The following is a 21075-nucleotide window of genomic DNA, read 5'->3' as shown; positions in this document are numbered from 1 at the left end:
GCCGCTTGGAATGACCGCCAACAACTTCCCTTCGGACCCAAGAAGCCGAGCCGCTGGGACGGGGCAGCCTCCCGAGAGTTCAAACCTGCTTCGGGTCAAAGCACGACATCAAAGAGCTTCACAGACCTATCCGCCTCACCCCGGAAAGCGGATTGGGTCGATCAGGTCACGCAACGGCCGGGCTGCAGGAGCCTTGCGACTTCCGTGAGCGTGCTGACCATGGGCTCGCAGGCGACTGTCGGCTTACGGCTCGGATTCCACAGCGGCGTCTTGGTGATGTGGGCCTGCGCAGATGGAATACGGATCAGGACCGATGTATCGGCTTGATCGTTCAAGCGCAGAGAAACCGTTTTCGTCTGGACTGCGAACGGCTTGGAGGCAGCAAGATGATCTGCCTTGCCGGCGCGATTGACGATCTGACTTGGCTGTTCAGCGCCCGCCTGCCAGCGGTCTCCAAGGTCGTGACCTGACGCGAATTGCACGGCACCGATCGTCAATGCGGTCGCGAGAGCGCCCAAAAAAGGTTTGCGGATCTGTGACATGGCCTCGCTCCCCGCCCCGCGGCGATCATCGTTCTTTGTGCAGTTCCCCTTTGCCCATCGCTTCCAATGCTGCTTTTAAACGTCCGACTGTTTCACCATGCCTTCGTGAAGGCCGGAAAATGGTTTCATCCCGGCAGATTTTGTTTCGTCACCCCCGAACACTACTCGGCGGCGGCGATTCCAGAGGTAGCGGCGATCGTTGGCCGAGGTGCGCAACGGGGTCAAAAGCTGACGGCATCTTGCAGGAGGTTTGTGCTCGCAGGGATGGTCAGCTACGGGCCATGAACAGACCTACTACGCTCGTTCAACGCGGATCGAGCTGTGCGCCTTCCAAACAGGCATCGAAGCGCTCACCACCGGCTTCGCTTTGCCCATATTGCCTCACCAATGAGGCAGGATATTCGCGGCTCCCTTTCGGTCACCGAAACGAACCGGTCCCTGGGCAAGCCGCCGGCAACCTCGAGCACGAGTTTTGTTCGGATCGCCTCCTTGAACCCGTCACGGCTTCTGATCGCCACCATGAACGAGCCTGACCCGCCAATCACGCAATCCTCGAAATAGAGATCGAGGTCATCGATGTCCATTTGCGACGGAAGCCTTCCTTCGAGCATGATCGGCAATCCGTTGATGGTAATGCCCCTTGCCAGCGCCGCATCACGTGCGATGGTAACTGGGCTTCCGTCGTTGTTCACGCCATCGCCGGAAACGTCGATCACACGCCGCAGCCCACGATACGGATCCGCATCGAACAGCGGCAATGCGAAATTTATCGCGCCGGAGATCGAGGTGCGTGAGCCCATGCGAACCGGCGCTTTCGCGATTTCCGCCGCCACCGCAGCTGCAGATTCGTGGCTGTCGATCAATCTCCACGGCACGATGATTTTCTGATCGTTCAGTCCAGACCATTCGACATAGGCCAGGGCCAACCTTCGGTTCGGCCCGGCCTTGAGCGCCTGGAGAAATTCGTTGGAAACGATGGCCTCCGCGTAACCCTCGCGCTGAAGCAAAAGCTCGCCAGGATCCATTGAATAGGAGACATCTACAGCAAGAACGAGTTCGACATCGACCGATGGCTGCTTGCTGCCGGCAACCACTCGGTACCCCGAATTGAGGGCGGCCGTGTTGGCGACTTCAACTCCGGCGATCGCTCCGGCGATCAATGCCGCTGCGATGAAGACACGATGAAGCATGGTGGCCTCACTGCTTGATTCCGCTTCATGGTGGCAGAAACGCCGCGGCCTGATCGATCGGTCCAGCGTCGGGTGCGGATTGATGCGAGCGCGCGAAGACGAACCGAGATGTCACGTGTATTTCGGAACGGGCTCTGCCGTCCTGGCCGATGAGGATCAATCCGGCGCCGCCATTTGCTACATTCAGAACAATCGGCTCGCCACTCCACGTCTTGATTGGCTCCATTCCGATGATGAGAAATTCACCGATAGGCTGGTCAAGATATTGGATGCGCAATTGCGGGCCGACTTCGGCTGCTGCGAGTTCGAATCCGAACTGTCGAGCACGTGCGTAAACATCAGCCAAGGTCACAGTATCGGACGTGAATCCAAGCTGGGCTGGCGATACGAGGACAAGCTCCACGTCTGTCTTGCGAGAGCCAAGGATGAATGTCGGTCGAGCAAGTATTTCAGCGGCCTGCCCACCGATACCGCAGCCCATGCCGTCCAGTTTATTGCGCAGTCCAAGCGGATCAGCGAAGGTGCCAATGGTAATGGTCTTCCATGTCGCCACGTCGCGGCCGGACTGAATGAGTTGCTGGGACACTTTGGCGGGGCGCGTCTTGAGCTTCAGCTGGTTTTGCAAGACATCGCGAGCCGTGCATTGAGCCCACGCCGGATTGGTTGCGAACTGGACGATGCAGGCCGCGCAGAGTATCGCCACAACGAAGTAGCGGCTGCCCCGGCGCGCGCGCGAATGACGGTCGACTCCGCCGCAATGCGCCCTTCCCGCTGTGATGGCTATCGAAAATCTCTTCCGCATTTGCAATCTCGCGAGAAGAAAGAGTCCACCGTCTGCTGTTGTGCACTGGACACACTCCGCGCCCTGTGAGCGCGGTGCGGCTTTCTCGGTATCGCGTTATTCGGTTACCGCGGGCTCAGGGCAGCGGCTCTCCGGTTGTCAACGTAGTGCAGGTCTGCGGGAAAACCGTACGAAAAGGCACGATAAAGGACGAAATCGGGCTCTGCCGCTGCCTTGAGACGCACTTTCCGGTCCGCTAAGATCAATGGCGGGAGGTGTGCGCATGACCTGCCTGCGGCTGAACGGATACACGCTCAATTTGGATCAGGCGCAGTTATTTGACCGGCACGGCCAGGCCGTTGAGCTGCGGCCTCAGGCTCTGGCAGTTTTGCTTGAATTGGGGCGCCGTCCCGGAGAGCTGGTTACAAAACCAGATCTCGGTGCGCGAGTGTGGCCGGGCGTTTCGGTCACCGACGACTCGCTCGTGCAATGCGTGGTCGAGATCCGGCGCGCGCTCGGTGACAGCCGGCAGCAAGTCGTGCGGACGATGCCACGACGTGGTTACCTTCTGATCGCTGACGCGGCCGACACGGCGCCGCGCGATGTGCGAAGATTCTATCGCCTGGCCGCCGCCCTTGCGATGGTGGCAGTCGCGATTGTGCTGGTCTGGCAACTTCTACTGCTCGGCGCCGGCTCCGGGCCCCTCAAGGTACACAACAGGATGGTGGCCGACGTTGCAGTTCTGCCCCTGCGCGTACTCGACACCTCTCAGGAAGGCAGTCCGGACGGCAACGGGTTAGCCTACATGATTGCCTCCGAACTTGCGCGCAACCCCGACCTGCACATCGTCTCAACCCTCGCCACGGCCGAACTTAGCGGTAAGAACTTGTCGCCGGCGCAGATCGCCGCGATGACCCACGCTCGCTACCTTGTTGATGGCAGCGCGGAGAGACGCGGCGACCGGCTGCAGCTCCACGTGCAATTGATCGATTCCGGCAACAGCCGCATTGTCTGGAGCGGCCGGTTCGAGCCCACCGCGCAGGACCTGCCCGACGTTACTGAAACGTTGATCTCTCGGATCAGCGCCTCACTTGGTGCAACCGTGCGCGAGTCGGACCGGGCGGCGTTACGGAGCCGCGCGCCGGCCTCGCTTGATGTGCATGCGCGCGTGCTGCGCACGCTTGCGCTGACCATGGTACCAAGTTCCGAGAGCCTCCGCTCAGCTCGGCAGGAACTCGAACTGGCAGTCCGCCTTGATCCGAACTACGCGCCCGCGTGGACGGGACTTGGACTGGTGAAGAAGATGCTGATTTTTGGCCATCACGATCCTGGGCTCAGTCGTCAGGACTTGCCGCAGGCGATCGCCGACGTCAGGCGCGCGATTGCGCTGGACCCGCTGCGTGCCAGTTCGTGGCGAGTGCTGTCCTTGGTAACCGACGCAGGTCAGGACCCTGAGTCTGCGGTGAGCGCGGCCGAGCGGGCGATCGAGCTCGGCCCTGGCGATCCGGACAACTGGGTCGCCCTCGCCGGTGCATTGCATTATGCCGGTCGAACCCAGGCAGCGATTGCAGCCTTCGAGAAGGCGATCTCCTGGAACCCGGTACGCCCAGCACACTACGCGCTCTACGGGGCAAGGCTGCGCTATTCCGTGCAGGATTACGAGGATGCGCTGCGTTTCGCCCGCGAATGTATGGATCGAACACCTGCGATAGGTGTCTGCAAGGCGGTCTGGCTATCGTCGCTTATTCGTACCGGCCATGCCGCCGACGCGGAGGCGGCGTGGCCCGCTTTGATCGCGGCCGCACCCTCTTTGCAGACGTACCGGATGACGCCGCGGAATACGCCGATGGCTCTGGCGGTTGATGAGGATCTCGACAGACTTCGCAAGAGCAACACCTCGGCAATGGCCCAGTAAAGCTTCAGGCGCGTGAACCTGATGCGATCATTCCAAGTTGACCTTTTTCGGCGTAGCGGCGGTAAAAGTCTCCGCCGCCGACCGAGTTCTGTCGTGTTAATTCAGTTGACCTTGACTACCTGCGGCACTTTCCAGCTCCCATCGATGATCGAAGGCGGAGTGTCCTTCGGCCAGTACATCCGCAGCATCAGGACGAAGTCACCCTTCGGCGCCGGCAGCCAGTTCGCTTCCTTGTCTGCGCCCGGCGACTCGTTCTGGAAGTACAGGGTCAGTGAGCCGTCGGCATTGAACTTCGGGTCATCGCGCATGCTGACGGTGAACCTGTTCAGTCGATTGGGGACAAACCACCAGCCCTGATCGATCATGTACATTGTGAAGGACCAGAAGCCGTTGACGGGCGGTGTCGCCCCATTCTGGAAAGTCAATGTGTACTTGTTCGCACCGGTCAGCTTCTGTCCTGCCGAATCTTTTTCGGTATTCGGATAGACCGCGTCGCGCTCCTGGTTGGCGGGCCAGCCAAAGGCCGCCACCACTGCTCGCTTCATGTAGTCGGAGGGGCCGTAAGTACCGAGACCTTTCGTGACCGACCAGCCGTCGACTACGCCACCGAGGTTCTCCTTGTTGGCCTCGATCTTTTTCAGAGCGGCCTGGGGAATGTCCTTCAGAGCTTGCTGCACTGCTGGATCAAGCTTGCTCATCTCGAACGGCTTGCCGGGCGCGATGCCGATCTTTGCCATGCTCGCGAGCATCGGTGCATCCGCCGCTGGCGCTGGTGCTGCCGCAGCCATCAGCTGGGCCATCAGGTTGAAGTATCCCTCCGTTCCCATGCCGAGAATGACCGTCTGCGGCTTGTCGGTCATGCTGAAGCCAGGACTGGGATTTACCGGCGGCGCTACCGGCGCGTATGGCTTGCCCCAAGCAGAAAGCGGCGTGATCTTGTACTGCGCCTGCAGCGCGTTGACGGCCCTGTAGTCAGCCTCGCTACCATCGGCGTAGGTGCGGCCGAGAATGACCATGTAGCGCGTCGCCATTGGGAAGTGCTTCATATCCGCCGGCACCTCGCCCTTCCAGCCCGGGCCAGTGAACAAGTAATTGGCGGCCTTTCCGCTAGCTGTCCGCTTGCTCGGCGAGTCCTTGGAATCCGACATCCAGAGATCAGTGATCTCGAAGAGGTAGAAGCGGTCGCCCATATCCGGGTGACTGAACACTTGCGGCTCGGTGAGATCAAGCCAAGCAACCGAATAGAGTGTGTCGGCGTTGGGCGCGGAAACGCCTCGATAATCCGCCGGCGGATAGCGGGGAACGTTGACGAACTGTCCGGTCGGGCTTGTGAAGCCTTCTACTTTTGGCACGTTGCTCATCTGCACCCGCGTAACTTCGGTTGTGATGAGTGAATAGCCATAAACGTAGGCATCCTCCGCAATCTGCTGTGCTTCGGTCGGCGATATGGATTGCGCGCTTGCGGGTGGGATCGCTGTGAAGCAAGTCAAGCCAATAGCTAGGACCAGACGTCGATTAATCACGTTCATGAAGCCACCTTTTTGCTGCAGCAGCCAAATGGGATGAGGCACACGCCTTAATGCAACAGCGCCACCGAGCAGCTCCCATTGATTCAGATCAAGGCATGTCCGGTATGGGTCCAAAGGCTGACTTCGGCATCTTGCAGAGCTTTGTCCGTTCACCGCCTAGCAGCAGATATCGGGATGTTCGCAGGGATGGTCAGCTACGGGCCCAAATGCGGACAATATTGTCGCCAGTGGTTTAGTCGTGTATTCTCAACTTAAGGTTATCTTGGAGGAGGAAAGCTAGATGTTCGGCTGGCTGCGGAGGGCTCCCGCGTCTCCTACGGAGCAACAGCGCGAGGTGTGGCAGGCGCTGTCTGAGTATCCGCCTTACGCGCCACCCGAGTGGGATCCAGACACCAAGTCGATGCATGATGCTTGCGCGGAGTACCAGGAGTACTTTTTTGACAGCAAGCCGCTGCGGCTCGAAGCGTTGCGCACTTTTCTTGCGAAGTTTGATACTACGTTAGATTTCGACGACGCTGGCATTATGACGGTATCCATATGGATGCACGGGTACGCAGACCTGCTTGTCCATGATCTCAACGATCACGCTACAATTGACGCATACCATGGCTTCGCACCCCGATGGACAGGGCCGCTGGCGGGTCTCAATCCCATATTCGATCTGGGCATCTATCATGCCGAATGCCTTTGGTTTCGACGGACGAAGCTCGAATGGATCGTGGGGCGCGGCCCTCAGAAAAATGTATCGGCGCACTTGATTTCTGGTCTCCCTGGCACCGGAAAATTGTTCAATCCGATCTCCAGGGCATACGGGCACTGCAGCAATATCTGCCTCGCAAAACGACAAGTACGAAAACGTTTCCCAGGTGCCGAGGCTGCGTTGGAGCTACAGCGCGACACTCTTCATCGTCTTATACTGTCTCAAACTCCACCAGGCCGCAGGAGTCGCAGAACGTAGCTGCCGGGCGGTGGAGCGGCCGTCGAGCGACTCCGCATTGTCATTGCCCCCATGCAGATCGCTTCGTGCTTTCTTAGTTTCTCCTTAGGGTCAAAGGTGACACCTCGGCATCTTGCAGGAGCTTTGTCCGTTCACCGCCTAGCAGCAGACATCGGGGTGCTCGCAGCGATGGTCAGCTACGGGCCACGAGAGGATGTTGTTCAGACGGACTTCCCGCATCTATCCGCCGCCATTCGCGCCGTCGTCGCAGACCTATAAGCTTGTGCGACTCCGCGCGGTCAGTTGTCCGCTTTCTTGGCCTCGTTCAACGCACCAATGATTGCCTTGATGGTGCCTTCCGCAGCCGCGGCATTGTATCCGACATGGTAGCCATGGAAAACGTGGATTGGCTCGTGATCTTCGAAGCTGTGGTACGCCCCCTTCCACAGCACCGTCTTCACGGGAATCGAGCGCTTGCTCTCGGCCATCTGACCGCAGAGGATGGGGCTGGCCGCCTCGTCCTTCTCTGCCAGGATGAGATGGACCGGGGCGTAGAACTCGACGTTCTTCATCAAATAGCAGGACGGCTGCATCGCGAAGCCGCCCGCGAACATGTGCTCGTGCAGGTCGCCGATCGCCCGGTTCATGATGATCAAGGTCGTGGTCGCACCGTTGCTGCGGCCAAGGACGTAGACCCGCTTGGGATCGGCGATCTTCTGTCCGATGAGCCAGTCCAGCGCCGCATACGCATCGTCAGCCCGGCGCCGCGCCCAAGTCAACTGGCTGGGATCCGAGCAGACGCCGTCGGGTCCCAATCCCCGGCTGCCGAAGCTGTCGAGCAGGAGAACACCATAGCCTGCTCCGACCAATCTGCCGCCGTAGTCGCGCCCCCATTTCCTCTCGACCCGGCCGAACCCGTCGCAGCCGTGCAGCATGATCACGAAGGGGATTGGTCCCTTGGCGCCCTGCGGCTGCATAATGTCCGCCGACAGTTCGCCCTCGGCCTTTACCTTGGCCTTTTCCTCGACGGTGCCGTCCATGAAGTTTTTCGACCTGCCGTCGATGTATTCGTTGCCGGGAATCCAAGGCAAGGACTGTGCTGAAGTATGCCAAGGTATCTTGACCATCTCAGCACGCGCAGATGAGAACGACAGAACAGCAACTATTGAGAATATGATTTGCCTCATTGGAAATTGCACCTTCGCCCCCCTTGATTCTGGTCAACACCATATCTGACTTGGGAAAGCGTAAGTATCCTTGAAGAGGATTCGCACCGCGAAGCGCGCCTCTAAAATCCACTCCCGCGGTGAAGGCAGCGGATGCGAGCCAGAAGCAAAGCCCGTTTTGCGAAAAGATAAGAGCGCTGACCTCCGAGGCCGCCACCCTCTTTACTGCCATCAGCAAGGAAAAGAGGGAGCAGTGGTTCATCGAACCGGGCACGCTCGGAAGCAAGGGCGTCAAGATCGGCGATCTCGTACCGATCGACGAATACGTTACCACCGTGACTCTCAAGAGGCACACGCCGGTAGAAGACAAGGCTTGCATCGACTACGGCTTCCACAAGAAGGCCGAAGACAGAAAGCTCCGCATGGGCCGCTTCCGGCCATGAGCTCGAAGGCCGGCACCCGGGCGTCATTGAATGCAATGTCACCGTAATACCTGGGCCGTGAACCCATAAATCGGCCGAGCTTACGGCTCGCGAGAAACCGCTATGCCCTGGTAGCGATCAAATTTCGCATCGCAACGAAATGACGCGATGCCACAACCAGACGGCAGGCGGAAAACGCAACGCGCCGAAACATCAGTAGCGGTTGGGAATCGGCTGGCCTGCTCCCAGACCTTCGGTCGCGTTCTTGGGTCGGTGCTGCGCCTTGGGAATCTTCGGCAAGTCTACGTCGACCTTCTTGTATGGGATACTGTCGAGCAGATGCCGGATCAGGTTTAGCCGGGCGCGACGCTTGTTGTCGGCGGGAACGATGTACCAGGGCGCCGTTTGCGTGTCGGTGGCCTTGATCATACGCTGGTAGGCCGCCGTGTAGTCCCACCAGCGCCGCACCGATTCAGTGTCCATCGGGCTCAGCTTCCAGTGTTTCATCGGGTCCTTGATCCTCGCCTCAAATCGGCGCCGCTGCTCGTCCTGGCTGACATCGAGAAAGTACTTTCGCAGGATGATACCGTTGTTGACGATCAACTCCCGCTCGACCGCGGGGACCATCGTCAAGAACCGGTCGTATTCCTCATCGGTGACGAAGCCCATCACCCGCTCGACCCCGGCCCGGTTGTACCACGAGCGGTCGAAGAGGACGATTTCGCCCGCTGCCGGGAAATGCGCGATGTAGCGCTGAACGAAAACCTGTGTCTTTTCGCGGTCCGACGGGACGGGCAGCGCCACGTGGCGGTAGACGCGCGGACTGGTGCGTGCAGTTATCCGGCTGATCACGCCGCCCTTGCCCGCGGTGTCTCGGCCCTCGAAGACCACAATGATGCGTGCCCCCTTGTCTTTGACCCAGGCCTGAAGCCGCGTTAGCTCGACCTGAAGCTTTGCGAGTTCCTTCTCAAATTCCTTGCGGCTCACCTTGCCAGACGCGGCGTGCGCCTCAATGACCTCGTCCTTATTCCGCTTGTCCTTCAACATCCGGCAACCTCCCGCCACTGCTGACAACAATTCGATTGCGTTACGCTCGTTCTGCCCAAGATTACAACAACGGGTAGGAATTGAGGTCATGAGCATTGAGGGTATGGCCAACTTCGAGCTGCCATAGATCGCGTCTCTTCAAATCGTCAGCGGACCCCAGCCGTTGCCAGTTCGGATTTGCTTGATTCACCACCTCAATCCCCTCTGGCAGGCGATCGTCCTGTCCGTCATGGCGTGTCCCTTCGAACCGCCTATGGCCAAGTGCAACCGAAGCCTTTGCAAGCCTTGTTGATCTAGATCAACTCAGGATGCGCTAATGGCCGCACCCGGATGCGGTCGGAAATCCCGCGCGGCCAGTCACGACCAAGTCGGAAGAGCCGCCAAATGGGCATGCTCGTCGACGGCGAGTGGCGTGACGTCTGGTACGACACGGCAAGTACCGGCGGCCGCTTTGAGCGCAAAGCCAGCGCCTTTCGCAACTGGGTAACACCCGATGGCGCGCCCGGTCCGACCGGCGAGGCCGGCTTCCTGGCAGTATGGATCGGACCGCCAGCCATGGAGATGGCGTTCGACAGTGTTGGCGTTCTCCAGCCTGAAGCCCGGTCTTCCCGCAGATCGGCGTCACCCGCAGCACCGCAATTCCTATTTTTCGGCAAATGAATCCAGGAGCGAGCGAAACCGCCGGACTCGACCGCGCGAAAAACGCCCGCGCCTTACGGCCGGGATCGTCTAAGCAATCAGCTGCCTTGCCGCAGCGGATATCATCACCAGCCCGCCGGTGATCACGGCGACGTCGAGGATCGCGGTGTGGATGTGCACCGGCATCCGCTCGACGAACGCCTTGGCGAGGAATGCGCCGGGGATCGCGATGCCGCCGATCAGAAGTGCGAAGGCGAGCACCTGCGCGGTGACGGCGCCAGCCAGCCCAAATACCGAGATCTTGATGAGGCCGGTGCCGAGCGAGATCATCGCATCGGTTGCGATCACGGCGGCGCCTTCGAGGCCGGCGGCCATCAGCAGCGAGAGAAGGATCACGCCGGAGCCGGAGGTGCCGCCGACCAGCACGCCGTAGCCGACGGAGCCGGCAGCAAGGCCGGTGTCGCCGATCCTGACCTGGCGACGTCGCAACACGCGGCGCAGCGGCACGCTCAGGATCAGCATGGAGCCGATCACGAGCGCCGCGCCGGCATTGGTCAGGCGCGTGTAACCATAGGCGCCGAGCGCGGTCGTCAGCGCGGCGCAGGCGAGCACGATCAGTGCGCGGCGGCGATCGGCATAGCGCAGGTAAGCCATGGCGCGGCTTGCATTGGTGAAGATCGCTGAGATCGCGATGATCGGCACCACCGGCTCGGCGCCGACGAGGGGCACCAGCACCAACGGCATCAGGGCGCCGGTGCCGTAGCCGGCGAGACCACCGATGATCGAAGCAAACAACGCCATCAACGCGACCAGCAGGAGCTGGAAAATCGAGATGTCGGCGAAGCCTGAGACGATGGTCAATTTCTCTCATCGCGGCTGACGCGTGCCGCAGCTTGATCGGCGATGGAAGCGAGTGCGGCTTCCTCTAGTGGAAAATCCGCCGCAAGCCAAGCGTCCTCGGCGAGCGTCAACACATGTCCGAGCGAGGGTCCTTCCGCCATGCCCCGCGCGATGAAGTCGGCGGCGCGAAGCGGAAATTTCGGCGCAGTCCAGCGCTGCGGCAGCTCGGCGAGTTCGCGCCAGCGCGACGAACGCACATCGCTCGCCGCCCGCGCCCAGCCGAGCAACACGCGATCGTGATAGCGCTCGGCGCCGAGCCGGTAGAGCAACCGCCGCGCATTGGCCTCGTCCTTGGCCGCAAACCGCCACCAGCGGTGTCCCATCGAATCCAGCGCCTTGGCTTCGGCGTTGGAGAGCCGCAGCCGCGCGGCGACGCGCCTGGCGTCTTCGGTCACGGCGACCGTCAGCGCGGCGAGCCGCCGCGTGCTGCTTGCCGGCAAGCCAAGCTCGCCCTCGATCGCGATCATTGCCGACAGCGGTCCGATATAGACGACGCCCCCGCTCAGCGCTTGCAGCAACCCGCCATCCGCCATCGCGAGCGCGGCGTCGGAGGCACCGTGCGCGACCAGCAGCTTCAGCATCTCCATGCGCACCCGCTCGGCCGACAGACTCGCAAGACCCGCACGTCCGCGGATGCAGGCAAGATAGCCGTCACGGTCGGGCTCGCCGGCCCCGAAGGCGGCGTGGATGCGAAAGAAGCGCAGGATACGCAGGAAATCCTCGGCGATGCGCTGGTCGGGATCGCCGATGAAGCGCACGCGCCGCGCGGCCGCATCCGCGATCCCTCCGACATAGTCGTAGACGACGCCGGTTGCATCGGCCGACAGTCCGTTCATGGTGAAGTCGCGGCGCTCGGCGTCCTTCACCCAGTCGCGGCCGAACGCGACCTTGGCCTTGCGGCCGAAGGTCTCGGTGTCCTCGCGCAGCGTCGTGACTTCGTAGGGGTGCCCGTCGATGACCAGCGTGATGGTGCCGTGGTCGATGCCGGTCGGCACGCTCTTGATGCCGGCAGCCTTGGCGCGGCGCATCACCTCGTCCGGCAACGCCGTGGTCGCGATGTCGATGTCGCCAGGCACGAGACCGAGCAACGCATTGCGCACGGCGCCGCCGACCACGCGCGCTTCCTCGCCGTTGGCGTTGAGCAGCGCCAGGACGCGCGCCGTCCCGCCGGAGGTCAGCCAGGGCGCATTGGCGAGTAACGGCTCCGCGCTCATGGTCCAGCCCCTATTTTTCCACGCCCGGCACGAGCTTGCCGTTCTCGACATGGGCGGGAATGTAGGTCGAATCCGGCGCGGCGCCGGAGAAATGCGCAAAGCCGATCAGCCCCGCGATCACAAGCACGAGCGCGGCCAGGACAAGACGCGCGACGACGGTGACCGGCCAGGACGATCGCGCGAACAGCCCGGAACGGGTGGCGGCCAGGAACAGCGCATAGACGGCAAAGGGGATGAGGAAGATTCCGATCTCGGTCAGAACCGGCCGGATCATGATGAATAGATCCGCTCATACAGCACACGCAGCATTCCGGCCGTCGCACCCCAGATGTAGCGTTCCGCGAACGGCATCGCGTAGTAAAACCGCTCCATGCCGCGGAATTCCTTGCTGTGCACCTGGTGGTTCACCGGGTTCATCAGGAAGGATAGCGGCACCTCGAAGGCATCATCAACCTCGGAATGGTTGATCGTGAGCTCGAAGCCGGGCCGCACCTTGGCGACCGTCGGCAGGATGCGGAAGCCGAAAGCGGTGCCGTAGAGATCGAGATAGCCGATCGGCTCGACGAAGTCGCGCGACAGTCCGACCTCCTCCTCGGCCTCGCGCAACGCCGCATCGAGCGGCGAGGTGTCGGTCGCGTCGATCTTGCCGCCGGGGAAGGCGATCTGGCCGGCGTGGTCGTTGAGGTGCGCCGAGCGCTGCGTCAGCAGGATGGTCGGCTCGGGACGGTCGACCACGGCGATCAGGACCGCAGCCGGCCGCACCGGCTGCTCGCACGCGACGATCTCGAGCATCTTGTCGGTGCCGGGATCGCCCGAGGCGGGGATGATGTTCGGATCGTAGAGGCCGGGCGGCACGTCGAAGCCGAGCCGCGCCCGGGAGCGGGCGAAGAAGTCCGCAGCTCCGATCGCGACGGGCTCGTTCCTCAGGATAGGCTTGTTCAAAGCGCGGCCCTCACCTGCTCCGCATCGGCCATGGCGAAGAACTCGCCGGCCGACTCGACGCCGAACATCGGCTGGCCATCGACCATCCGCTCCTCGCCCATGTCAACCAGATCGTAGTAGAGCGCGCGGGTGACCTTGGCCCAGAGATCGGCGCGGACATGCAGGTATGGCGTCAGCCCGCCGTCCCTGGCCTGCTCGAAGCGCAGCCGGTGCGCGGCGTCGCAGGTGACCCAGTCGTCGACATTGGTGCGGAAGCTTAGCACGGGATGGTTGTCCTCGCCGTCCTTCTGCATCTCGACCGCCATGAACGGCGCGTCGTCGACGCGAATGCCGACCTTCTCCACAGGCGTGACGAGAAAATGCTTGTCACCCTCGCGCTTCAGGATGGTCGAGAACAGGCGGACCAGGGCATGACGCCCGATCGGCGTGCCCATGTAGAACCAAGTACCGTCGGACGCAATTCGGATGTCGAGATCGCCGCAAAACGGCGGATTCCACAGATGCACCGGAGGCAGGCCCTTTTTGGCGCCCTCGGCACTGGCGGCGCTTTTGGCGGCGGCAGTCAGCCCCTCAAGACCGCGATCGGCGCTCTGCCCTTGGTTCGCCATGGTTTGCCCTGACTCTGTCTTTTGGCACGATTGGTGCAGGTTTACGTTGTACTCGTGTACACGGTTCCACTCCGGATTAACCCGGTGTGGAGGTCGCCACTTCGTGATGCCCTACATATCCCTAAGCCGATAAGGTGGGGATAGGTTAATTCAACGAATACATGGCCTTCCTGCAAGTCTAGCATAGGGCCCATGTGCGACTTGTGATGATCTGACGACGCAGGCGAGCCGCGTGGCGGACTTTTGAGGAGCTGACGGATGGCGGAAAGTGTCGAGAAACTGGAAGACGGAATCGTCCGTTCGGCCGAGCAGGTGTCGAGCCAGATTCGCGCGGCGAAAGAGGCGATCGCGTCCGTCATCTTCGGCCAGGACCGCGTGATCGAGAACACGCTCGTCACCATCCTCTCCGGCGGCCATGCGCTGCTGATCGGCGTGCCCGGCCTCGCCAAGACCAAGCTGGTCGAGACGCTCGGCGTCACGCTCGGTCTCGACGCCAAGCGCATCCAGTTCACGCCCGACCTGATGCCGTCGGACATTCTCGGCGCCGAAGTGCTCGACGAGAGCACCGCCGGCAGGCGCGCCTTCCGGTTCATTGCAGGTCCCGTGTTCGCGCAGCTCTTGATGGCCGACGAGATCAACCGCGCCAGCCCGCGCACGCAGTCGGCGCTGCTCCAGGCGATGCAGGAGCAGCACATCACCGTCGCCGGCGCGCGTCACGACCTGCCGAAGCCGTTCCACGTGCTCGCCACGCAAAACCCGCTGGAGCAGGAAGGCACCTATCCGCTGCCGGAAGCCCAGCTCGACCGCTTCCTGATGGAGATCGACGTCGACTATCCCGATCGCGACGCCGAGCGCCGCATCCTGTTCGAGACGACGGGGGCCGAGGAGACGCTGGCGAGGGGATCGATGGACGCGGATGCGCTGATCACCGCACAGCGGCTGATCCGCCGCCTGCCGGTCGGCGATTCCGTGGTGGAGGCGATCCTGTCGCTGGTCCGCTCGGCCCGTCCGGGCGAGGAGAGCGGCGAGACCGGCAAGTTCATCGCCTGGGGTCCGGGCCCGCGCGCCAGCCAATCCCTGATGCTCGCCGTGCGCGCTCGCGCGCTGATCGACGGACGCCTGGCGCCCTCGATCGACGACGTGCTCGACCTCGCCGAGCCCATATTGAAGCACCGCATGGCGCTGACGTTCCAGGCGCGCGCCGAAGGCCGCACGATTCCGGACGTGATCAAACAATTGAAGGCACGGATCGGTTGATGGCCGCAGACAACGGGCACACAGCGAAGGAGATCATCGCGATCCGACGTGCCGATGGCGAAAGCCGTACGCTTGCCGCTTCGCTCCCGCGTCTGGTGCTCGAGGCCCGCCGTATCGCCGCCAACGTCATCCACGGCCTGCACGGAAGGCGCCGCGCCGGCTCCGGCGAGAATTTCTGGCAATACCGTCGCTTCGTCTCCGGCGAACCGGCGCAGAATGTCGACTGGCGCCGTTCGGCGCGTGACGACCATCTCTATGTCCGCGAGCTCGAATGGGAAGCCTCGCACACGGTGTGGATCTGGCCCGACCGCTCGCCGTCGATGGCGTTCGCCTCGAAGACCGCGCGCGAATCCAAGCTCGAGCGGACACTGATCGTCGCCTTCGCGCTGGCCGAATTGCTGGTCTCGGGCGGCGAACGCGTCGGCATTCCCGGACTGATGGCGCCGACCGCGAGCCGCAGCGTCATCGACAAGATGGCCCAGGCGATGCTGCATGACGATGCCGACCGGCTGAGCCTGCCGCCGTCCTTCGTGCCTGCGGCGCTCGCCGAGATCATCGTGCTGTCGGATTTCTGGTCGCCGATCGCGGAGATCAGGACGACCCTCGCAGGGCTCTCCGGCTCGGGCGCGCATGGCACGCTGGTGCAGGTGGTCGATCCCGCCGAAGAGAGCTTCCCCTATTCCGGCCGCGTCGAGTTCGTCGAGCCGGAAGGCTTCGGCATGATCACCGCCGGCCGCGCCGAGAGCTGGGCGCAGGATTACACCGCGCGGCTCGCGCTGCACCGCGACCAGATCCGCGCCGAGACCAACAGGCTCGACTGGCTGTTCACGACGCATGCGACCGACCGCTCCGCCGCCGAGCTCTTGCTGTACCTGCATGCCGGCATGCAGGTGAGCAAGTCGGGCGCCCGCACCACGACGATCAAGGCGGGGCCGGCCGCATGATGGGATTGCCGCTCGCCTTCACCCAACCGCTGCTCCTGATCGGCCTTGTCAGCCTGCCGGTGCTGTGGTGGCTGCTGCGGGTGATGCCGCCGCGGCCGCGCCGCATCGAGTTTCCACCGACGCGCCTGCTGTTCGACATCGCACCAAGGGAAGAGACGCCCTCGCGGACGCCGTGGTGGCTGACCGCGCTGCGGCTTCTGGCTGCGGCTCTCGTCATTTTCGCCGCCGCCGGCCCGATCTGGAATCCACAAACCGGCGCGGCCGGCAGCAAGGCGCCGCTGATGATCATGTTCGACGACGGCTGGAGCGCCGCATCGCACTGGGACGTCAGGGTCAGGGCCGCCGACGAGCTGATCGCCAATGCCGACAACGACCGCCGCGCCATCGCGCTGGTGCCGCTGTCGGAGCCGAACCGCGACATCACCCTGATGCCGGCGGGTGCCGCGCGCGTCGCGCTGCGGCAGATCGTGCCAAAGCCCTATTCGATCGACCGCGTTGAAACCCTGACCGCGATCGACCGTTTCCTGAAGGCCACCGGCGACTGCGAGATCGCCTGGCTATCGGATGGCGTCGATACCGGCCGCGGCGAGGACTTCGTGCAAGGCCTTGGCAAGACCATCGGAGATCGCAGCTTGACGGTGTTCGAAGGCGGCACGTCCTCCCCGCTGGCGCTCGTCGCCGCCGAGAACGCCGCCGCCAAGATGACGGTGAAGGTGCTGCGCACCGACAGCGGCATCGCGGTCGGCACCGTGCGCGCGCTGGACCAGAAGTCCTCGCCGATCGGCGAGGCGCGTTATTCGTTCGGCCCGCAGGACAAGGAAACCGAGGCCTCGTTCGACCTGCCGGTCGAACTGCGCAACGACATCACGCGGCTCGACATATCAGGCGAGCGTTCGGCCGGCGCGGTGCAGCTGCTCGACAAGCGCTGGCGCCGCCGCGCCATCGGCATCGTCACCGGCACGACCAGCGAGACCGCGCAGCCGCTGCTGGCGCCGACCTTCTACCTGACCCGTGCGCTGGCGCCGTTCGCCGACGTGCGGCTCGCCGACCGGGGCTCGCCGCAGCAGGGCATCACGCAATTCCTCGACCAGAAGCTGCCGATGATCATCCTCGCCGATGTCGGCACCGTCGCCCCTGAAATCCGCGAGCGCCTCAATGCCTGGATCGACCAGGGCGGCGTGCTGGTGCGGTTCGCCGGCCCCCGGCTGGCGCAGGCGGAGGACGATCTCGTGCCGGTCAAGCTGCGCAAGGGCGGCCGCACGCTCGGCGGCAGCCTGACCTGGGAGAAGCCGCAGCACCTCGCCGCCTTCGCGGCCGATGGTCCGTTTGCCGGCGTCGCAGTCCCCAAGGATGTCACCGTGAACCGCCAGGTCCTGGCCGAGCCCGACGCGGTGCTCGCCACCCGAAGCTGGGCCTCGCTGGAAGACGGCACGCCGCTCGTCACTGGCGAGCATCGCGGCAAGGGCCTGGTCAGCCTCTTCCATGTCAGCGCCGACATGCGCTGGTCCGATCTGCCGATGTCGGGCACCTTCGTCGAAATGCTGCGCCGGGTCGTCGACATGTCCGGCTACACCGCCAAGCCCGGGCCCGGGGTCGCGGGCGAGGCGAGCACCGAAACGGTGGCGCCGCTGCACATCCTCGACGGTTTTGGTGCGTTCGGTCCGCCGCCGGCCACCGCGAAGCCGCTGCCCGCGGATTATCGCGACCGCGCCACGCCCGATCATCCACCCGGCTTCTATGGTCCGGCAGAAGGACCGCTCGCCGTGAACACGCTCGCCGCTTCCGACCGCATCGCAGCGCTGAACACCGCCAGCCTGCGCGCCCGGCACGCGACCTACACCAATGCCGAGCCGCGCGATTTGCGCGGCTGGCTGCTGTCGACGGCGCTCGCGCTGTTCCTGATCGACGCCATCATCGTCGCGGTGCTCGGCGGCGGCATCGCCGCGCTGCTGCGCCGGCGCGCGGCGACAGCCGCGATCGTCCTGGGGCTCATGCTTGCGGGCTTCGCGTCGCTCTCGCCCACGCCGTCCCACGCGGACAGCGCGTCCGACGAGTTCGCGATGAAGGCGGTGTCGCAGACCCGCCTCGCCTATGTCGTCACCGGCAATGCCGACGTCGATTCCATCGTCAAGGCCGGCATGTCCGGTCTGACGCAGTTCCTGGCGCAACGCACCGCGCTGGAGGCCGGCGATCCCGTCGGCATCGATCCGGGCCGCGACGAGCTCGCCTTCTTCCCGCTGATCTACTGGCCGATCGTGCCGGGCGCGCCCAAGCCGCCGCAGGATGCCATCAACAAGATCGACGCCTACATGAAGCAGGGCGGCACCGTGCTGTTCGACACCCGCGACGCGATCGAGGCGCCGCCCGGCGAGAACGGCGCCGCGCAGACCCCGGGCATGCAGACGCTGCGCGAAATCCTGTCCTCGCTCGACGTGCCCGAGCTCGAGCCGGTGCCGCGCGAGCACGTGCTGACCAAGACGTTCTATCTGCTGCGCGACTTCCCCGGCCGTTTCAGCACCGGGCAGACCTGGGTCGAGGCCCTGCCGCGCGACGAGGACGAGGACAGCGCGCAGCGGCCTGCCCGCGGCGGTGACGGCGTCTCGCCGATCATCATCACCTCGAACGATCTGGCCGGCGCCTGGGCCCAGCGCCTCGACGGTCAGTTCATGCTGCCGATGTCCGGCGGCGACGCCCGCCAGCGCGAATTCGCCTACCGCGCCGGCGCCAACATCGTGATGTACACGCTGACCGGCAACTACAAGGCCGACCAGGTGCACGCACCGGCCCTGATCGAACGGTTGGGGCAATAGGATCAACATGAATTACGGCATCGCGTTCACGCCGCTTGTTCCCGCGATCGTCCTGTGGCTCGCGCTGGCCGCGATCGTCGTCGTTGCGCTCGTGCTGCTGCTGTCGCGCGCGCGCGGCGCTGCCGTGCGCGTGGCCGCGCTGGCGCTGTTCCTGCTGGCGCTCGCCAATCCCTCCTTCACCCGCGAGGACCGCGATCCGCTCACCTCGGTCGCCGCCGTCGTGGTCGACAAGAGCCCGAGCCAGAATTTCGGCAACCGCAATCGCGAGGCCGCGCAAGCGCAGGAAGCGCTGGTCGACAGCCTGAAGAAGATCAAGGGCCTGGAAGTCCGCGTCGTCGATGCCGGACAGGCCGACGGCGAGACCGACGGCACGAAGCTGTTCGGCGCCCTCGCCTCGGCGCTGTCGGACGTGCCGGTCGACCGCGTCGCCGGTGCATTCATGATCACCGATGGCCGCGTTCACGACATCCCGGCCAACACCGCCGCGCTCGGCTTCCAGGCGCCGGTGCACGCGCTGATCACCGGGCAGAAGGACGAGCGCGACCGCCGCATCGCGATCACGGCCGCGCCGCGCTTCGGCATCGTCGGTCAGACCCAGACCATCAGCTACCGCCTCGACGACCAGGGCGTCTCCGGCGAGCGCGCCAAGGTCACGATCCGCAGGGACGGCGAGGTCCTGAGCGAGCGCACGCTGTCGAGCGGCCAGAGCGCAAGCGTCGACGTCGACATCAAGCATGCCGGCCCGAACATCGTCGAGATCGAGGCCTCGCCGCTCGAGCGCGAGCTGACGCCCGTGAACAATCGCGCCGTCGTCGCCATCGACGGCGTTCGCGACAAGCTGCGCGTGCTGCTGGTCTCGGGCGAGCCGCATTCCGGCGAGCGCACCTGGCGCAACCTGCTGAAGTCCGACGCCAGCGTCGACCTCGTGCACTTCACCATTCTGCGTCCGCCGGAGAAGCAGGACGGCACGCCGATCAACGAATTGTCGCTGATCGCGTTTCCGACCCGCGAGCTGTTCCAGCAGAAGATCAACGAATTCCAGCTGATCATCTTCGACCGCTACGCCCGCCAGGGCGTGCTGCCGATCGCCTATTTCGACAACATCGCGCGCTACGTCCGCGCAGGCGGCGCGGTGCTGGTCTCGGCGGGCCCCGACTATGCCTCCAACACCAGCATCTGGCGCACGCCGCTGGATTCGGTGCTGCCGGCAGAGCCCGTCGGCGTAACGGAAAAACCGTTCTATGCGCATCTGTCGGAGATCGGCAAACGCCACCCCGTCACGCGCGGCCTCGAGGGCTCCGCCAGCGAGCCGCCGCACTGGAGCCGGTTCTTCCGCACCGTCGACACCCGCAATGCGGTCAACCCGCCGGTGATGACGGGCGTCGACGGCAAGCCGCTATTGTTCCTGTCGCGCTTCGGCGAGGGCCGCGTCGCGCTGCTGCTGTCCGACCACATCTGGCTGTGGGCACGCGGCTATGAAGGCGGCGGCCCGCATCTCGACCTGCTGCGGCGGATGTCGCACTGGCTGATGAAGCAGCCGGACCTCGATGAAGAGGCGCTGCGCCTCCAGGTGCAGGGCAAGAATCTCGTCGTGGTGCGCCAGACCATGTCGGACAGCGTCCAGCCGGTCAGCGTGACCTCGCCGTCGGGCGTGTCGCAGGACCTGACGCTCGCGCCTGCCGATCCCGGCGAGTGGCGCGCCAGCCTGCCGGCGAGCGAGCTCGGCCTGTGGCAGGCGACCGACGGCACGCTGAAGGCGCTGATCAATGTCGGCCCGACCAATCCGAAGGAGTTTTCGGAAGTCACCTCCACCACCGACACCTTGAAGCCGCTGACGCAGGCGACCGGCGGCAACGCCGTGCGCGTGGTCGACGGCGCCAGCGTGGAGCTGCCGCGCATCGTGCCGGTGCGTTCGGCGAGCGTCTTCGCCGGCGATGGCTGGATGGGCGTCAGGATGCGCGACGCCAGCGTGGTGAAGGGTGTCGGCGTGCTGCCGATCTTCGCCGGCCTGATCGGCCTGCTCCTGCTGCTCGGCGCGTTCGCCGCCACCTGGGTCCGCGAAGGGCGCTGATCTCCTGGGTCGTGATGGGCTCTCCTGGCGGCGAGGCCTGAGCAAGCGCCTCGTCCTTCGAGACGACCGCTCCGCGGGCTCCTCAGCGACTGTGTTCTTCGTCAAGCGGGTTGCCATTGTTTTTGGTCCCTGAGCATGGCGTTGAGGATGGTGAGGACTTT

At 63.9% G+C, this 21075-nt stretch carries 19 protein-coding genes and 1 pseudogene; 10 read left to right on the top strand and 10 right to left on the bottom strand.

The window, feature by feature from the left end; all coding sequences use genetic code 11:
• Nucleotides 1-161: 161 nt before the first annotated feature.
• Both JQ627_RS33250 and JQ627_RS33245 read right to left on the bottom strand, forming a co-directional pair.
• Nucleotides 162-542 carry a hypothetical protein gene (locus tag JQ627_RS33250; protein ID WP_212488583.1) on the bottom strand — a complete coding sequence of 127 codons (381 nt, stop codon included), beginning with the start codon at nt 540-542 and terminating at the stop codon, nt 162-164.
• 350 nt (nt 543-892) lie between these two features.
• A complete protein-coding gene (locus JQ627_RS33245; protein ID WP_212488582.1) occupies nt 893-1732 on the bottom strand; it encodes a DUF1194 domain-containing protein in 840 nt (279 codons plus the stop codon).
• Between JQ627_RS33245 and JQ627_RS39700 the strand changes: the two genes are divergently transcribed.
• Together JQ627_RS39700 and JQ627_RS33235 are read left to right on the top strand one after the other, a co-directional pair.
• On the top strand, nt 1731-2603 hold the full coding sequence (locus tag JQ627_RS39700; protein WP_212488581.1) for a hypothetical protein: 873 nt from the start codon (nt 1731-1733) through the stop codon (nt 2601-2603). The genes JQ627_RS33245 and JQ627_RS39700 overlap by 2 nt on opposite strands.
• Nucleotides 2604-2796: 193 nt before the next feature.
• The gene (locus JQ627_RS33235) at nt 2797-4428 is read left to right on the top strand and encodes a winged helix-turn-helix domain-containing protein (protein WP_212488580.1); all 1632 of its coding nucleotides are present in this window, start codon (nt 2797-2799) and stop codon (nt 4426-4428) included.
• A 101-nt stretch (nt 4429-4529) separates the two neighbouring features.
• Here the strand turns inward: JQ627_RS33235 and JQ627_RS33230 are convergent, their stop codons facing one another.
• On the bottom strand, nt 4530-5957 hold the full coding sequence (locus JQ627_RS33230) for a DUF1254 domain-containing protein (RefSeq protein WP_212488579.1): 1428 nt from the start codon (nt 5955-5957) through the stop codon (nt 4530-4532).
• Between the two features lie 280 nt (nt 5958-6237).
• Here JQ627_RS33230 and JQ627_RS33225 point away from each other — a divergent pair, with 280 nt between their 5' ends.
• Nucleotides 6238-6915 (top strand): hypothetical protein, encoded by a 678-nt coding sequence (locus tag JQ627_RS33225; RefSeq protein ID WP_212488578.1) that lies wholly within the window; start codon nt 6238-6240, stop codon nt 6913-6915.
• A gap of 278 nt (nt 6916-7193) precedes the next feature.
• Here JQ627_RS33225 and JQ627_RS33220 read toward each other — a convergent pair whose 3' ends face one another.
• A complete protein-coding gene (locus JQ627_RS33220) occupies nt 7194-7934 on the bottom strand; it encodes a dienelactone hydrolase family protein (protein ID WP_212488577.1) in 741 nt (246 codons plus the stop codon).
• On the opposite strand from JQ627_RS33220, the gene JQ627_RS33215 reads away from it, so the two are divergent.
• Together JQ627_RS33215 and JQ627_RS33210 are read left to right on the top strand one after the other, a co-directional pair.
• Nucleotides 7933-8130, top strand: a complete 198-nt coding sequence (locus tag JQ627_RS33215) for a hypothetical protein (RefSeq protein ID WP_212488576.1) — start codon at nt 7933-7935, stop codon at nt 8128-8130. The two genes, JQ627_RS33220 and JQ627_RS33215, sit on opposite strands and share 2 nt — an antisense overlap.
• Before the next feature lie 70 nt (nt 8131-8200).
• Nucleotides 8201-8503 carry a hypothetical protein gene (locus JQ627_RS33210; protein ID WP_212488575.1) on the top strand — a complete coding sequence of 101 codons (303 nt, stop codon included), beginning with the start codon at nt 8201-8203 and terminating at the stop codon, nt 8501-8503.
• 192 nt (nt 8504-8695) lie between these two features.
• Here the strand turns inward: JQ627_RS33210 and ppk2 are convergent, their stop codons facing one another.
• Nucleotides 8696-9529 carry a polyphosphate kinase 2 gene (gene ppk2 / locus JQ627_RS33205; protein WP_212488574.1) on the bottom strand — a complete coding sequence of 278 codons (834 nt, stop codon included), beginning with the start codon at nt 9527-9529 and terminating at the stop codon, nt 8696-8698.
• A 384-nt stretch (nt 9530-9913) separates the two neighbouring features.
• Between ppk2 and JQ627_RS33200 the strand changes: the two are divergent.
• A pseudogene (locus tag JQ627_RS33200) lies at nt 9914-10060 on the top strand (glutathione S-transferase family protein); the annotation flags it as partial.
• A 198-nt stretch (nt 10061-10258) separates the two neighbouring features.
• Here the strand turns inward: JQ627_RS33200 and JQ627_RS33195 are convergent.
• Genes JQ627_RS33195 through JQ627_RS33175 form a run of 5 tightly spaced genes read right to left on the bottom strand, consistent with a single transcriptional unit; the run spans nt 10259 to nt 13832 of the window.
• Nucleotides 10259-11029, bottom strand: a complete 771-nt coding sequence (locus JQ627_RS33195) for a sulfite exporter TauE/SafE family protein (RefSeq protein WP_212488573.1) — start codon at nt 11027-11029, stop codon at nt 10259-10261.
• A complete protein-coding gene (locus tag JQ627_RS33190; protein ID WP_212488572.1) occupies nt 11026-12282 on the bottom strand; it encodes a CCA tRNA nucleotidyltransferase in 1257 nt (418 codons plus the stop codon). The genes JQ627_RS33195 and JQ627_RS33190 overlap by 4 nt, the downstream gene beginning before the upstream one ends.
• 10 nt (nt 12283-12292) lie before the next feature.
• Nucleotides 12293-12556, bottom strand: a complete 264-nt coding sequence (locus tag JQ627_RS33185; RefSeq protein ID WP_212488571.1) for a DUF6111 family protein — start codon at nt 12554-12556, stop codon at nt 12293-12295.
• Complete coding sequence (locus tag JQ627_RS33180; RefSeq protein WP_212488570.1) at nt 12553-13224, bottom strand: CoA pyrophosphatase; 672 nt, start codon at nt 13222-13224, stop codon at nt 12553-12555. The genes JQ627_RS33185 and JQ627_RS33180 overlap by 4 nt, the downstream gene beginning before the upstream one ends.
• Nucleotides 13221-13832: a DUF1285 domain-containing protein gene (locus tag JQ627_RS33175; RefSeq protein ID WP_212488569.1), complete on the bottom strand. Its 612-nt coding sequence runs from the start codon at nt 13830-13832 to the stop codon at nt 13221-13223. The genes JQ627_RS33180 and JQ627_RS33175 overlap by 4 nt, the downstream gene beginning before the upstream one ends.
• 258 nt (nt 13833-14090) lie before the next feature.
• Here JQ627_RS33175 and JQ627_RS33170 point away from each other — a divergent pair, with 258 nt between their 5' ends.
• Genes JQ627_RS33170 through JQ627_RS33155 form a run of 4 tightly spaced genes read left to right on the top strand, consistent with a single transcriptional unit; the run spans nt 14091 to nt 20914 of the window.
• Nucleotides 14091-15089, top strand: coding sequence for a MoxR family ATPase (locus tag JQ627_RS33170; RefSeq protein ID WP_212488568.1), 999 nt, complete (start codon nt 14091-14093; stop codon nt 15087-15089).
• The gene (locus JQ627_RS33165) at nt 15089-16033 is read left to right on the top strand and encodes a DUF58 domain-containing protein (RefSeq protein WP_212488567.1); all 945 of its coding nucleotides are present in this window, start codon (nt 15089-15091) and stop codon (nt 16031-16033) included. Before JQ627_RS33170 ends, JQ627_RS33165 begins: the two co-directional genes overlap by 1 nt.
• Nucleotides 16030-18843: a DUF4159 domain-containing protein gene (locus JQ627_RS33160; protein ID WP_212488566.1), complete on the top strand. Its 2814-nt coding sequence runs from the start codon at nt 16030-16032 to the stop codon at nt 18841-18843. The genes JQ627_RS33165 and JQ627_RS33160 overlap by 4 nt, the downstream gene beginning before the upstream one ends.
• A 7-nt stretch (nt 18844-18850) precedes the next feature.
• Nucleotides 18851-20914 carry a hypothetical protein gene (locus JQ627_RS33155; protein ID WP_212488565.1) on the top strand — a complete coding sequence of 688 codons (2064 nt, stop codon included), beginning with the start codon at nt 18851-18853 and terminating at the stop codon, nt 20912-20914.
• Nucleotides 20915-21075 lie beyond the last annotated feature (161 nt).

The sequence above is a fragment of the Bradyrhizobium liaoningense genome (assembly GCF_018130785.1).
GTDB lineage: Bacteria > Pseudomonadota > Alphaproteobacteria > Rhizobiales > Xanthobacteraceae > Bradyrhizobium > Bradyrhizobium liaoningense_A.
Note: the sequence above shows the minus strand (reverse complement) of the source record. Positions and strands in the feature narration are given on the sequence as shown.

Coding starts and splice junctions, on each gene's coding strand:
- JQ627_RS33250 (WP_212488583.1), bottom strand. CDS start 542: ATGTCACAGATCCGCAAACCTTTTTTGGGCGCTCTCGCGACCGCATTG.
- JQ627_RS39700 (WP_212488581.1), top strand. CDS start 1,731: ATGGTGGCCTCACTGCTTGATTCCGCTTCATGGTGGCAGAAACGCCGC.
- JQ627_RS33245 (WP_212488582.1), bottom strand. CDS start 1,732: ATGCTTCATCGTGTCTTCATCGCAGCGGCATTGATCGCCGGAGCGATC.
- JQ627_RS33235 (WP_212488580.1), top strand. CDS start 2,797: ATGACCTGCCTGCGGCTGAACGGATACACGCTCAATTTGGATCAGGCG.
- JQ627_RS33230 (WP_212488579.1), bottom strand. CDS start 5,957: ATGAACGTGATTAATCGACGTCTGGTCCTAGCTATTGGCTTGACTTGC.
- JQ627_RS33225 (WP_212488578.1), top strand. CDS start 6,238: ATGTTCGGCTGGCTGCGGAGGGCTCCCGCGTCTCCTACGGAGCAACAG.
- JQ627_RS33215 (WP_212488576.1), top strand. CDS start 7,933: ATGAAGTTTTTCGACCTGCCGTCGATGTATTCGTTGCCGGGAATCCAA.
- JQ627_RS33220 (WP_212488577.1), bottom strand. CDS start 7,934: ATGGACGGCACCGTCGAGGAAAAGGCCAAGGTAAAGGCCGAGGGCGAA.
- ppk2 (WP_212488574.1), bottom strand. CDS start 9,529: ATGTTGAAGGACAAGCGGAATAAGGACGAGGTCATTGAGGCGCACGCC.
- JQ627_RS33190 (WP_212488572.1), bottom strand. CDS start 12,282: ATGAGCGCGGAGCCGTTACTCGCCAATGCGCCCTGGCTGACCTCCGGC.
- JQ627_RS33185 (WP_212488571.1), bottom strand. CDS start 12,556: ATGATCCGGCCGGTTCTGACCGAGATCGGAATCTTCCTCATCCCCTTT.
- JQ627_RS33175 (WP_212488569.1), bottom strand. CDS start 13,832: ATGGCGAACCAAGGGCAGAGCGCCGATCGCGGTCTTGAGGGGCTGACT.
- JQ627_RS33170 (WP_212488568.1), top strand. CDS start 14,091: ATGGCGGAAAGTGTCGAGAAACTGGAAGACGGAATCGTCCGTTCGGCC.
- JQ627_RS33165 (WP_212488567.1), top strand. CDS start 15,089: ATGGCCGCAGACAACGGGCACACAGCGAAGGAGATCATCGCGATCCGA.
- JQ627_RS33160 (WP_212488566.1), top strand. CDS start 16,030: ATGATGGGATTGCCGCTCGCCTTCACCCAACCGCTGCTCCTGATCGGC.
- JQ627_RS33155 (WP_212488565.1), top strand. CDS start 18,851: ATGAATTACGGCATCGCGTTCACGCCGCTTGTTCCCGCGATCGTCCTG.